This window comes from Serratia sp. NGAS9, assembly GCF_009905295.1.
Classification (GTDB): Bacteria; Pseudomonadota; Gammaproteobacteria; order Enterobacterales; family Enterobacteriaceae; genus Serratia; species Serratia bockelmannii.
Map to the genome: position 1 here is coordinate 392328 of NZ_CP047605.1, position 12698 is coordinate 405025.

Below are 12698 nucleotides of genomic sequence, written 5' to 3' on the forward strand. Positions count from 1 at the left end.
ACCGCTACAGGAGTCAGCATGCCTATCCAGGTGTTACCGCCACAGCTCGCCAACCAGATCGCCGCCGGAGAGGTGGTTGAACGCCCCGCGTCGGTCGTCAAAGAGCTGGTGGAAAACAGTCTGGACGCCGGTGCGACGCGCATCGATATCGATATCGAACGCGGCGGTGCCAAGCTGATCCGCATTCGCGATAACGGCTGCGGCATCGGCAAGGACGATTTGGCGCTGGCGCTGGCGCGGCACGCTACCAGTAAAATCAGCACGCTCGATGACCTGGAAGCGATCGTCAGCCTCGGTTTTCGCGGCGAAGCGCTGGCCAGTATCAGCTCGGTTTCCCGTTTGACCCTGACGTCGCGCACCGCCGAACAAAGCGAGGCGTGGCAAGCCTATGCCGAAGGGCGCGAGCAGGCGGTGACGGTCAAACCCGCCGCGCACCCGGTCGGCAGCACGCTGGAGGTGCTGGATCTGTTTTACAACACGCCGGCGCGCCGCAAGTTCATGCGTACCGAGAAAACCGAATTCGGCCATATCGATGAAGTGGTGCGGCGCATCGCGCTGGCGCGTTTCGATGTGGCGATCAACCTCAGCCACAACGGCAAACTGATCCGCCAATACCGGGCGGCGAAAGAAGAGAGCCAGCACGAACGCCGTTTGGGCAGCATCTGCGGCCCGGCGTTTTTACAGCATGCGCTGAACATCGACTGGCAACACGGCGATCTGAGTATCCGCGGCTGGGTGGCGGATCCGGCGGGGGCGCGCCAGCTGGGTGAGATGCAATACTGCTACGTCAATTGCCGCATGATGCGCGATCGCTTGATCAATCACGCGATTCGTCAGGCCTATCAGGATCAGTTAAAAGACGATCAGCAGCCCGCTTACGTGCTGTATCTGGAAGTCGACCCGCACCAGGTGGACGTCAACGTTCATCCCGCCAAGCACGAGGTGCGTTTCCATCAGGCGCGGCTGGTACACGATTTTATCTACCAGGCGGTGACCACCGTGCTGCAACAGGCCAGTCAGACACCGTCGCTGCCGCTGGCGGAAACGCCCGACGAAGCGCCCGCGCCGGTCTGGCAGCAGGAAAACCGCGTCGCCGCCGGCGGCAACCATTTTTCTCAGCCGGCGCCGCGTCGCGAAACGCCGTCATCGGCCGGCGCCGTCCGCGAGCGCGCGCCGCAGCCCGGTTGGCAAACGGCGGGCGGTTACCAGAAACGCGAAGGCGAGCTGTATGGCAAACTGATGCAGCCCGCCACCGAGCCACCGGCCGATGCGGCGCCGGAAGTTTCGAGCAAGCCGCCGCTGTTCCCGCCGGCGAAAGCCGCCGTGGAAACGCCGTTGGCGAGCGGACAACACAGCTTTGGCCGGGTGCTGATGATCCATCCGCCGTGCTACGCGCTGATTGAACAGCGCCAGCAGCCTGCGTTGCTCAATCTGACGGTGGCCGAACGCTGGCTGCGCCAGGCGCAGCTCAATCCGCCGACGGAAGGGCTGCGGCCGCAACCGCTGCTGATACCGATCAAGCTGACGTTGGATAAGAACGAAGCAGCGGCCATTGCACGGCATCAGGCGCTGCTGACGATGATGGGGCTGGATCTGCAGACGGATCACGGCCGTGTGACGCTGCGCGCAGTGCCTTTACCATTACGCCAACAAAATTTACAAAAACTGATACCCGAACTGTTAGGCTATCTGGCCGAACATCAGGAGATGTCGCCCGCGGTGCTGGCCACCTGGCTCGCTCGCCGTCTTGGCAGCGAACATGAACAGTGGAACACCTCGCAAGCGATACAATTGCTGACCGACGTTGAACGACTTTGCCCGCAGCTGGTCAAATCGCCACCGAGCGGACTTTTACAACCCGTTGATTTACAGGCCGCACTGGCGGCCCTCAAGCATGACTAACACTGAAATGACACCACGTCCCCCGGCTATTTTCATCATGGGGCCGACCGCCTCAGGCAAGACCGCGCTGGCGATCGCGCTGCGCGAACGCCTGCCGGTGGAACTGATCAGCGTCGATTCCGCGCTGATTTACCGCGGCATGGATATCGGCACCGCCAAGCCGAGCGCCGAAGAATTGGCGCAGGCGCCGCATCGGCTGATCGATATTCGCGATCCCGCCGAAGCTTACTCGGCCGCGGAGTTCCGCGCCGACGCGCTGAAGGAGATGGCCGATATCACCGCCGCCGGGCGCATTCCGCTGCTGGTCGGCGGCACCATGTTGTATTTCAAGGCGTTGCTGGAAGGATTGTCGCCGCTGCCCTCCGCCGATCCCGCGGTGCGCGAGCGCATCGAACGCCAAGCGGCGGAGCAGGGCTGGGAGGCGCTGCACCGTCAGTTGCAGGCGATCGATCCGGTCGCGGCAGTGAGAATTCATCCGAATGATCCGCAGAGACTGTCCAGAGCACTGGAAGTTTTTTTTATTTCGGGTAAAACTTTAACGGAACTGACTCAAATTTCGGGTGAATCGTTACCGTATCAAGTTCACCAATTTGCGATAGCGCCGACCAGCCGTGAGTTGATCCATCAACGCATCGAGCTGCGGTACCATCAAATGTTGGCGGCGGGTTTTGAGACGGAAGCGCGTGCACTTTTCGCACGGGGTGATTTGCATACGGACTTGCCCTCCATTCGCTGTGTCGGTTACCGCCAGATGTGGTCATACTTGTCTGGTGAAATTAGTTACGATGAGATGGTTTATCGTGGTATTTGCGCAACACGTCAGTTGGCTAAACGTCAGATGACCTGGTTACGGGGTTGGGAGTCGGTCCATTGGTTGGACAGTGAAAAGCCGGGAGAGGCTTTGGACTCGGTGACACAGGTTGTTAGTGCATAGGTTGGGTGATTGTGTACAATTGCTGAGTATTCAGCGCGCAAATTTTTTACGTCGTTTATTTTAGAGCCGACAGGTTCTTAGTTACAAACAACAAGCAAATAAGGAAAAGATAGAATGGCTAAGGGGCAATCTTTGCAAGATCCGTTCCTGAACGCATTGCGTCGTGAACGTGTTCCGGTTTCTATTTATTTGGTGAATGGTATTAAGCTGCAAGGCCAGATTGAGTCTTTTGACCAGTTTGTCATCCTGTTGAAGAACACGGTTAGCCAGATGGTGTACAAGCACGCTATCTCTACCGTTGTCCCGTCACGCCCGGTTTCGCATCACAGCAACAACCCGAGCGGCGGTTCAAGCAACTATCACCATGGTAGCAATCCGTCTGCGCAGCAACAGCCGCAGCAGGAAAGCGATGACGCTGAATAAAGCGCGTTGCAAGTCAACCATGACGGGGAGCATAAGCAGCCGCGGGCTGTTTATGTCCCCCAAACTCACGGTGAGTGTCCGTTTGAGAGGTTGCACGCTTGTTTGACCGTTATGAAGCCGGTGAGCAGGCCGTACTGGTTCATATCTATTTCTCGCAAGACAAAGATACGGAAGACCTCAACGAGTTCGAATCGTTGGTCTCCTCAGCCGGTGTCGAAGCTTTGCAAGTGGTGACTGGTAGCCGCAAAGCCCCGCATCCGAAGTACTTTGTCGGCGAAGGAAAGGCCGAAGAAATTGCAGATGCGGTGAAAGCCAGCGGCGCGTCTGTTGTCCTGTTTGATCATTCCCTTTCCCCGGCGCAGGAAAGAAACCTCGAGCGCCTGTGCGAATGCCGGGTGATCGATCGCACCGGGCTGATTTTAGACATCTTCGCCCAGCGTGCCCGCACCCATGAAGGTAAGCTGCAGGTGGAGCTGGCGCAGTTGCGTCACATCGCCACGCGTCTGGTACGCGGTTGGACGCACCTGGAGCGGCAAAAAGGGGGGATTGGCCTGCGCGGGCCGGGGGAAACCCAGCTTGAGACCGACCGTCGCCTGTTGCGCGATCGCATCAGCTTGATTCTGCGCCGTCTGGAGCGGGTAGAAAAGCAGCGTGAACAAGGCCGACGCGCGCGGACCCGTGCCGATGTGCCGACCGTATCGCTGGTGGGCTACACCAACGCCGGCAAATCCACCCTGTTTAACCGAATAACGTCTGCCGAGGTGTATGCGGCGGACCAGCTATTTGCCACCCTGGATCCTACGTTGCGGCGCATTGACGTGCCGGACGTGGGGGATACCGTGTTGGCGGATACCGTAGGCTTTATCCGGCACCTGCCGCACGATCTGGTGGCCGCCTTCAAGGCGACGCTGCAGGAAACGCGCCAGGCGTCTTTGCTACTGCACGTCATCGATGCCGCAGATCCGCGCGTCGATGAGAACATCGAAGCGGTGAACACCGTGCTGGCGGAGATAGACTCGGATGAAATTCCTACACTGTTAGTGATGAACAAAATAGATATGCTGGACGATTTTGTGCCGCGTATCGACCGCAACGACGAAAACCTGCCGATCCGGGTGTGGCTGTCCGCCGCCAGCGGAGAGGGTATTCCGTTGCTGTATCAGGCGTTGACGGAGCGCTTATCGGGGGAGATCGCGCATTACGAATTGCGCTTACCGCCACGGGCAGGCCGTCTTCGCAGCCGTTTTTACCAGCTTCAGGCGATTGAAAAAGAGTGGAACGAAGAGGACGGCAGCATTGGCGTGGTGGTGCGAATGCCGATCGTCGAATGGCGTCGTCTCTGCAAGCAAGAACAGGACCTGATTGACTTTATCGTATGATCATATCCTGTTACATTTATGCTTCGCGAAAGCCTGAAGTACCCAATCACAGAATATGGAGCTAAAACATGGCGTGGAATCAGCCCGGTAATAACGGACAGGACCGCGACCCGTGGGGGAGCAGCAATAATAATGGCGGCAACTCTGGCGGTAACAACAAAGGCGGTCGTGATCAAGGGCCACCTGATTTGGACGATATCTTCCGCAAACTGAGCAAGAAATTGAGCGGTTTCGGCGGGGGCAAAGGCTCCAACAGCAATAGCGGCGGCACCGGCACCTCTGGTCCGGGCTTCAGCGGCCGCATTATCGGTATCGCGGCGGTTGCCGTGGTGGTGATCTGGGCCGCCAGCGGCTTCTACACCATCAAGGAAGCCGAACGTGGCGTTGTGACGCGTTTCGGTAAGTTCAGCCACCTGGTGCAGCCGGGCCTGAACTGGAAGCCGACCTTCATCGATGACGTGCGTCCGGTGAACGTGGAGTCCGTGCGCGAGCTGGCGGCGTCCGGCGTGATGCTGACCTCCGATGAAAACGTGGTGCGCGTGGAAATGAACGTGCAGTACCGCGTGACCAACCCGGAAGCGTACCTGTTCAGCGTCGTCAATGCCGACGACAGCCTGAGCCAGGCGACCGACAGCGCCCTGCGCGGCGTGATCGGCAAATACTCGATGGACCGCATCCTGACCGAAGGCCGTACCGTGGTGCGTAACGATACGCAGCGCATGTTGGAAGAGACTATTCGTCCTTACAAAATGGGTATCACGTTGCTGGACGTCAACTTCCAGGCGGCGCGTCCACCGGAAGAGGTGAAGGCGTCGTTCGACGATGCGATCGCTGCGCGTGAGAACGAGCAGCAATACATCCGTGAAGCGGAAGCTTACGCCAACGAAGTTCAGCCGCGTGCGAACGGCCAGGCGCAGCGTCTGCTGGAAGACTCCAAGGCTTATAAAGACCGTACCGTCCTGGAAGCTCAGGGTGAGGTGGCGCGCTTTGCCAAGCTGTTGCCGGAATACAAGTCCGCACCGCAGATTACTCGCGAGCGTCTGTATATCGAAACCATGGAAAAAGTGCTGGGCCATACCCGTAAGGTGTTGGTGAGCGACAAAGGCAACAACCTGATGGTGCTGCCGCTGGATCAGATGCTGCGCGGTCAAGGTGCGGCAACGGAGAGCGGCAACAAAGACACCAGCCTGATTCGCCTCAATCCGAATCCTGCGCCGGCTGCCAACAGCAGCGCTCCGCGTACCAGCGGCGGTTCGATTATGGATCAGCGCCGGGCGAATGCGCAGCGTGACGACACCACTCGCGTAGGGAGAGAGTAATCAATGCGTAAGTCTTTTGTAGTTATTGTCCTCGCGGTGCTGGTGGTGCTGTACGCTTCGCTGTTCGTGGTGCAGGAAGGCCAGCGCGGCATCGTGCTGCGCTTCGGCAAGGTTCTGCGCGACGGCGAAAACAAGCCGCTGGTGTATGCGCCGGGTCTGCACCTCAAGATCCCGTTCATCGAGACCGTGAAGAACCTGGATGCGCGTATTCAGACCATGGACAACCAGGCCGATCGCTTCGTGACCAGCGAGAAGAAAGACCTGATCGTCGATTCCTATCTGAAGTGGCGCATCAGCGACTTCAGCCGCTACTATCTGGCGACCGGCGGCGGCGACGTCTCCCAGGCCGAAGTGCTGCTGAAACGCAAGTTCAGCGACCGTCTGCGTTCCGAAATCGGCCGTCTGGACGTGAAAGACATCGTGACCGACTCGCGCGGCAAGCTGATGTCTGACGTGCGTGACGCGCTGAACACCGGCACCGTGGGTGACGGCGAAGAAGTGGCGACCACCGAAGCCGATGACGCTATCGCCTCTGCGGCGGCGCGCGTTGAACGGGAAACCACCGGCAAACAGCCGCAGGTTAACCCGAACAGCATGGCGGCGTTGGGCATCGAGGTGATCGACGTACGTATCAAGCAGATCAACCTGCCGGCCGAAGTGTCCGACGCCATCTACCAGCGTATGCGCGCCGAGCGTGAAGCGGTAGCCCGTCGTCTGCGCTCGCAGGGCCAGGAAGAAGCTGAGAAACTGCGCGCCAGCGCGGACTACGAAGTGACCCGTACCTTGGCGGAAGCCGAGCGTCAGGCGCGTATCACCCGCGGTGAAGGCGATGCCGAAGCGGCTAAACTGTTCGCCAACGCGTTCAGCCAGGATCCGGACTTCTATGCCTTTATCCGCAGCCTGCGTGCCTATGAAGCCAGCTTCAAGGACAACCAGGACGTGCTGGTACTGAGCCCGGACAGCGATTTCTTCCGCTACATGAAGTCGCCTGATACCCTGCGCAAATAAGCGCGGCAGGCAATCTGACCGAGGGCCCGTTTACGCGGGCCCTTTCTCGTTTTTGGGGGATGCATGAACTCAACGATTTGGCTGGCGCTCGGGCTGGTCCTGGTGCTGGAAGGGTTAGGGCCGATGCTGTTTCCGCAGGCCTGGCGCAAAATGATTGTGGCGATGTCGCAGCTGCCGGACGCGACGCTGCGGCGATTTGGTGGTGGAATAGTGGTTGCGGGCTGCGTGATCTACTACATGTTGAGCGGCCGCACGGGTCTTTAAAGTCTAGCCCAAAATTTATGCAATCGTATGCTAAAAGTGCTGAAAATCGAAAATTACGGTGGTAGAATCCATTTTTAAGCAATCGGTGATTTTGAAAAATGGGTAAGAACGTCGTCGTACTGGGCACCCAATGGGGTGACGAAGGTAAAGGCAAGGTTGTAGACCTGCTGACTGAACGGGCTCAATATGTTGTGCGCTACCAAGGTGGCCATAACGCTGGCCACACTCTGGTAATCAACGGTGAAAAAACCGTCCTTCATTTAATTCCTTCAGGTATTCTGCGTGAAAACGTCACCAGCATCATCGGCAACGGTGTTGTTCTGGCGCCGGACGCGTTGATGAAAGAAATGGGTGAACTCGAAGCGCGTGGCATCCCGGTACGCGAACGTCTGTTACTCTCTGAAGCTTGCCCGCTGATCCTGCCTTACCACGTTGCGTTGGACAACGCGCGTGAGAAAGCGCGCGGCGCGAAAGCGATCGGCACCACCGGTCGCGGCATTGGCCCGGCTTACGAAGATAAAGTGGCTCGTCGCGGCCTGCGCGTCAGCGACCTGTTCAATAAAGAAACCTTCGCCGTTAAGCTGAAAGAGATCGTCGATTACCACAACTTCCAGCTGGTCAACTACTACAAAGTTGAAGCCGTCGATTATCAGGCGACGCTGGACTACGTACTGTCTATCGCCGACATCCTGACCGCCATGGTGGTTGACGTTTCCGAACTGCTGGACGGCGCACGCAAGCGTGGCGACCTGATCATGTTCGAAGGCGCTCAGGGCACCCTGCTGGATATCGACCACGGTACTTATCCGTACGTGACCTCTTCCAACACCACCGCCGGCGGCGTGGCTACCGGTTCCGGCATTGGCCCGCGTTATGTGGACTACGTGCTGGGCATCGTGAAAGCCTACTCCACTCGCGTGGGTGCCGGCCCGTTCCCAACCGAACTGTTCGATGAAACCGGCGAGTACCTGTGCAAGCAGGGTAACGAGTTCGGCGCCACCACCGGCCGTCGTCGTCGTACCGGCTGGTTGGACGCGGTAGCGGTGCGTCGTGCCGTGCAGATCAACTCCCTGTCCGGCTTCTGCCTGACCAAACTGGACGTCCTGGACGGCCTGAAAGAAGTGAAGATCTGCGTGGGCTACCGCATGCCGGACGGCCGCGAAGTGGACACCACTCCGCTGGCGGCTGAAGGTTGGGAAGGCATCGAGCCTATCTACGAAATCATGCCGGGCTGGAGCGAAACGACCTTTGGCGTGAAAGAGCACAGCAAGCTGCCTCAGGCTGCGCTGAACTACATCAAGCGCATCGAAGAAGTGACCGGCGTACCGGTAGACATCATCTCTACTGGCCCGGACCGCAGCGAAACCATGATCCTGCGCGACCCGTTCGACGCATAATCAGGCTTTGCGGCATTAAACAAACCGGGCGCGTCCCGGTTTGTTTTTATCCTGACTCCCTCCGATTGCGGTTTCACGTCAAAAAATCCTTTCATAAACTCGCCTTAGGGCGCGGGATCCGCTAAATAATTAGCGACGAACTCTCCGGCTGGTTTATTATCCAATGAGTAATCTTTTGAATAGCGCCGAAAAGCGGCGTATCAGACGGGTAAAGTGATACCCAGAGGTAAGATGTGCAGTTAACAAGTTTTACTGATTATGGCCTGCGGGCGTTGATCTACATGGCCTCGTTGCCGCAGGACAAGATGACCAACATCTCGGAAGTGACTGAGGTTTATGGCGTGTCCCGCAACCATATGGTGAAGATCATCAATCAGTTGAGCCGGGTCGGTTTTGTCACGGCGGTGCGCGGCAAGCATGGCGGCATTCGTTTGGGTAAACCGGCCGAGAGCATTCGCCTCGGTGACGTCGTGCGGGCGCTGGAGCCGCTTGCGCTGGTTAACTGCAGCAGTGATTTTTGCCACATCACCCCTGCCTGCCGATTGAAGCAGGTGCTCCAACAGGGCGTACAGAATTTCCTTGAAGAGCTGGATAAACATACGTTGGCCGACATGGTCGAAGACAATCCGCCGCTCTACAAGCTATTGCTTGTCGAATAAAACGACGTTGAGAAGACAAGGCTCAACGTCATCCTGCTGATGACAACGGAGGAACCGCAATGTCACAAGATCCATTCCTGGAACGAGAAGCAGAAAAATACGAATCCCCTATCCCCAGCCGTGAATATATCCTGGCCCATTTGGCGAAACGAGAAACGCCGGCCAGTCGCGAAGAACTGGGCAACGAATTGGGCCTCAGCGGTGAAGAGCAGCTGGAAGCGCTGCGTCGCCGCCTGCGCGCCATGGAGCGCGATGGCCAGTTAGTGTTTACCCGCCGCCAGTGCTATGCGCTGCCGGAGCGTTTGGATCTGCTGCGCGGCACGGTGATCGGCCACCGCGACGGCTACGGCTTCCTGCGCGTTGAAGGCAGCAAAGACGATCTGTACCTGTCTGCCGAACAGATGAAAATGGCGATCCACGGTGATGTGGTGCTGGCGCAGGCGCTGGGTGCGGACCGTAAAGGGCGCCGCGAAGCGCGCATCGTGCGCGTGCTGGTGCCGAAAACCAGCCAGATTGTCGGCCGCTTCTTCATGGACGCCGGTACCGGCTTCGTGGTGCCGGACGACAGCCGTCTGAGCTTCGATATTCTGATCCCAGCCGACAGCGTCAGCGGCGCGCGCATGGGCTTTATGGTGGTGGTGGAGCTGACTCAGCGCCCGACCCGCCGTACCAAGGCGGTCGGCAAGATCGTCGAGATCCTCGGCGACAAAATGGGCACCAGCATGGCGGTGGACATCGCGCTGCGCACCCATGAGATCCCGCATACCTGGCCGCCGCAGGTGGAAAAGCAGGTGGCCGATCTCAGCGAGCAGGTGCCGGAAGCGGCCAAGAAGGGCCGCGTCGATCTGCGCAAACTGCCGTTGGTCACCATCGACGGTGAAGATGCGCGCGACTTCGACGACGCCGTGTACTGCGAGAAAAAACGCGGCGGCGGCTGGCGTCTGTGGGTCGCGATCGCCGACGTCAGCTACTATGTGCGTCCACGCACCGCGCTGGATGACGAAGCGCGCAGCCGTGGCAACTCGGTCTACTTCCCGTCGCAGGTGATCCCGATGCTGCCGGAAGTGCTGTCCAACGGACTGTGCTCCCTGAACCCACAGGTCGATCGCCTGTGCATGGTATGCGAGATGACCATCTCTGCCCAGGGGCGCCTGTCCACGGCCAAATTCTACGAGGCGGTGATGAGCTCGCACGCCCGCCTGACCTACAACAAGGTGTGGCACATTCTGCAGGGCGATCAGGAGCTGCGCGAGCATTACCACCCGCTGGTCAAGCACCTGGAAGAGCTGCACACGATGTATAAGGTGCTGGATAAGGCGCGCGCCGAGCGCGGCGGCATCGCGTTTGAAACCGAAGAAGCCAAGTTCATCTTCAACGCCGAACGCCGTATCGAACGCGTGGAGCCGACGGTGCGCAACGACGCCCACAAGCTGATCGAAGAGTGCATGATCATGGCCAACGTGGCGGCCGCGCGCTTTGTCGAGAAACGCAACGAGCCGGCGCTGTACCGCGTGCACGATCGTCCGAGCGATGACCACATCTCCGCGCTGCGCAGCGTGCTGAGCGAACTGGGCCTGACGCTGGGCGGCGGCAACAAACCGCAGCCGAAGGACTATGCGGTGCTGATGGATGAAGTGTCCGAGCGCCCTGACCACGAAATGCTGCAAACCATGTTGCTGCGCTCGATGAAGCAGGCGATTTACGATCCGGAAAACCGCGGCCACTTCGGTCTGGCGCTGGCGTCTTACGGCCACTTCACCTCGCCGATCCGCCGTTATCCGGATCTGGCGCTGCACCGCGCGATCAAATACCAGCTGGCCAAAGAACACGGCGAGCCGAAAGAGCGCTGGACGCCGACCGGCGGCTGGCACAGCGAATTCGAAGAGATGCTGCAGCTGGGCGAGCACTGTTCGATGACCGAGCGCCGCGCGGATGAAGCGACGCGCAACGTCGCCGACTGGCTGAAGTGCGACTTCATGCAGGATCACGTCGGTGAAGTGTTCAGCGGCATCATCTCCAGCGTGACCGGCTTCGGCTTCTTCGTACGCCTGAACGATCTGTTTATCGACGGGCTGGTGCACGTATCAACGCTGGATAATGATTACTATCGCTACGATAATATCGGCCAGCGCCTGATCGGCGAATCTTCCGGCACGGTCTATCGCCTGGGAGATACGGTGGAGATCCGCGTGGATGCGGTGCATATGGACGAGCGCAAGATCGACTTCGCGCTGGTATCCAGCACCCGCAAAGCGCGCGGTGAAGGCAAAACCGAGCGTGATCGCGCCAAGAAGGGCGGCCAACGCACGCTGCGCGACAACGGTAGCGCGGGGCGCGGCAAGCGCCGTGGCGGCAAACCGCCAGCCAACTTCGAACCGGACAGCGCCTTTCGCAAGCAGGATGACACCAAGCCTGCGGACAACGTGAAGAAGGCGAAAAAGAAAGCCAAGAAAGCGTCCGACAAAACGCGGAAAATCGCGGCGGCGACCAAAGCCAAACGCGCAGCCAAGAAGAAAGGTGCCGAGCAGGCTTAACCTGCCGCACATCGTTATCATCGGCCGGTTATCGCCGGCCGCACGAATTTAAAAGAGCATCATGAGCGAAATTATTTACGGCATCCACGCCGTCAAAGCCCTGTTAGAGCGCGATCCGCAACGCTTCCTGGAAGTGTTTATCCTGAAAGGCCGCGAAGATCGCCGTCTGCAACCGCTGATCGCCGAGCTGGAAGCGACCGGCATCGTGATCCAGGTGGCGAACCGCCAATGGCTGGATGACAAGGTTGAAGGCGCGGTGCACCAGGGGATCATCGCCCGGGTGCGCGAAGGGCGTCAGTATCAGGAGAACGATCTGCCGGGCCTGCTGGAAAGCGTGGCGACCCCGTTCCTGCTGGTGCTGGACGGCGTGACCGACCCGCACAATCTCGGTGCCTGCCTGCGCAGCGCCGACGCAGCCGGCGTGCACGCGGTGATCGTGCCGCGCGACCGTTCCGCCCAGCTGAACGCCACCGCCAAGAAAGTGGCCTGTGGTGCCGCCGAAAACGTGCCGTTGATCCGCGTGACCAACCTGGCGCGTACGCTGCGTCTGCTGCAAGAGATGAATGTCTGGGTGGTGGGCACCGCCGGCGAAGCCGACCATACGCTGTATCAGAGCAAAATGACCGGCCCGATGGCGCTGGTGATGGGCGCGGAAGGCGAAGGCATGCGTCGCCTGACTCGCGAACACTGCGACGAGCTGATCAGCATCCCGATGGCCGGCACCGTCTCTTCGCTGAACGTGTCGGTCGCCACCGGCATCTGCCTGTTCGAAGCGGTGCGTCAGCGCGGCTGATTCTTCTGACGGGGGCCCCGTGCCCCCGTTAATTCCCCCTCTTGTGATCCCGCCTGCGGCAGAAATCTCTGCGCCGACCATACTTA

General features: G+C 59.3%; 11 protein-coding genes. All 11 read left to right on the plus strand.

What is annotated here, in order from left to right; all coding sequences use genetic code 11:
• Positions 1 to 18 precede the first annotated feature (18 nt).
• The 11 genes from mutL (at position 19) to rlmB (ending at position 12612) form a co-directional block, all read left to right on the plus strand.
• Positions 19 to 1902 carry a DNA mismatch repair endonuclease MutL gene (gene mutL / locus GUC32_RS01770; protein ID WP_142591000.1) on the plus strand — a complete coding sequence of 628 codons (1884 nt, stop codon included), beginning with the start codon at positions 19 to 21 and terminating at the stop codon, positions 1900 to 1902.
• Positions 1895 to 2836, plus strand: a complete 942-nt coding sequence (gene miaA, locus GUC32_RS01775; RefSeq protein ID WP_025305020.1) for a tRNA (adenosine(37)-N6)-dimethylallyltransferase MiaA — start codon at positions 1895 to 1897, stop codon at positions 2834 to 2836. Before mutL ends, miaA begins: the two co-directional genes overlap by 8 nt.
• A gap of 114 nt (positions 2837 to 2950) precedes the next feature.
• Positions 2951 to 3259, plus strand: coding sequence for an RNA chaperone Hfq (gene hfq / locus GUC32_RS01780; protein ID WP_089196439.1), 309 nt, complete (start codon positions 2951 to 2953; stop codon positions 3257 to 3259).
• Between the two features lie 98 nt (positions 3260 to 3357).
• A complete protein-coding gene (gene hflX / locus GUC32_RS01785; protein WP_004933675.1) occupies positions 3358 to 4638 on the plus strand; it encodes a ribosome rescue GTPase HflX in 1281 nt (426 codons plus the stop codon).
• Between the two features lie 68 nt (positions 4639 to 4706).
• Positions 4707 to 5957 carry an FtsH protease activity modulator HflK gene (hflK, locus tag GUC32_RS01790; protein ID WP_369435518.1) on the plus strand — a complete coding sequence of 417 codons (1251 nt, stop codon included), beginning with the start codon at positions 4707 to 4709 and terminating at the stop codon, positions 5955 to 5957.
• A gap of 3 nt (positions 5958 to 5960) precedes the next feature.
• A complete protein-coding gene (hflC, locus tag GUC32_RS01795; RefSeq protein WP_004933669.1) occupies positions 5961 to 6965 on the plus strand; it encodes a protease modulator HflC in 1005 nt (334 codons plus the stop codon).
• A gap of 63 nt (positions 6966 to 7028) precedes the next feature.
• Positions 7029 to 7229 (plus strand): DUF2065 domain-containing protein, encoded by a 201-nt coding sequence (locus tag GUC32_RS01800; protein ID WP_004933666.1) that lies wholly within the window; start codon positions 7029 to 7031, stop codon positions 7227 to 7229.
• Between the two features lie 98 nt (positions 7230 to 7327).
• Complete coding sequence (locus tag GUC32_RS01805; RefSeq protein ID WP_025305022.1) at positions 7328 to 8626, plus strand: adenylosuccinate synthase; 1299 nt, start codon at positions 7328 to 7330, stop codon at positions 8624 to 8626.
• A gap of 233 nt (positions 8627 to 8859) precedes the next feature.
• Positions 8860 to 9285, plus strand: coding sequence for a nitric oxide-sensing transcriptional repressor NsrR (nsrR, locus tag GUC32_RS01810; protein WP_025305023.1), 426 nt, complete (start codon positions 8860 to 8862; stop codon positions 9283 to 9285).
• Positions 9286 to 9344: 59 nt separating this feature from the next.
• A complete protein-coding gene (rnr, locus tag GUC32_RS01815; protein WP_141997083.1) occupies positions 9345 to 11819 on the plus strand; it encodes a ribonuclease R in 2475 nt (824 codons plus the stop codon).
• Positions 11820 to 11880: 61 nt separating this feature from the next.
• A complete protein-coding gene (rlmB, locus tag GUC32_RS01820) occupies positions 11881 to 12612 on the plus strand; it encodes a 23S rRNA (guanosine(2251)-2'-O)-methyltransferase RlmB (RefSeq protein ID WP_025305025.1) in 732 nt (243 codons plus the stop codon).
• The last annotated feature ends 86 nt before the right edge of the window (positions 12613 to 12698 follow it).

What these genes read in the sequence shown, in the direction of transcription:
- rnr (WP_141997083.1), top strand. Translation starts at nt 9,345, where the DNA reads ATGTCACAAGATCCATTCCTGGAACGAGAAGCAGAAAAATACGAATCC.
- hflC (WP_004933669.1), top strand. Translation starts at nt 5,961, where the DNA reads ATGCGTAAGTCTTTTGTAGTTATTGTCCTCGCGGTGCTGGTGGTGCTG.
- GUC32_RS01800 (WP_004933666.1), top strand. Translation starts at nt 7,029, where the DNA reads ATGAACTCAACGATTTGGCTGGCGCTCGGGCTGGTCCTGGTGCTGGAA.
- GUC32_RS01805 (WP_025305022.1), top strand. Translation starts at nt 7,328, where the DNA reads ATGGGTAAGAACGTCGTCGTACTGGGCACCCAATGGGGTGACGAAGGT.
- miaA (WP_025305020.1), top strand. Translation starts at nt 1,895, where the DNA reads ATGACTAACACTGAAATGACACCACGTCCCCCGGCTATTTTCATCATG.
- mutL (WP_142591000.1), top strand. Translation starts at nt 19, where the DNA reads ATGCCTATCCAGGTGTTACCGCCACAGCTCGCCAACCAGATCGCCGCC.
- hflK (WP_369435518.1), top strand. Translation starts at nt 4,707, where the DNA reads ATGGCGTGGAATCAGCCCGGTAATAACGGACAGGACCGCGACCCGTGG.
- rlmB (WP_025305025.1), top strand. Translation starts at nt 11,881, where the DNA reads ATGAGCGAAATTATTTACGGCATCCACGCCGTCAAAGCCCTGTTAGAG.
- hfq (WP_089196439.1), top strand. Translation starts at nt 2,951, where the DNA reads ATGGCTAAGGGGCAATCTTTGCAAGATCCGTTCCTGAACGCATTGCGT.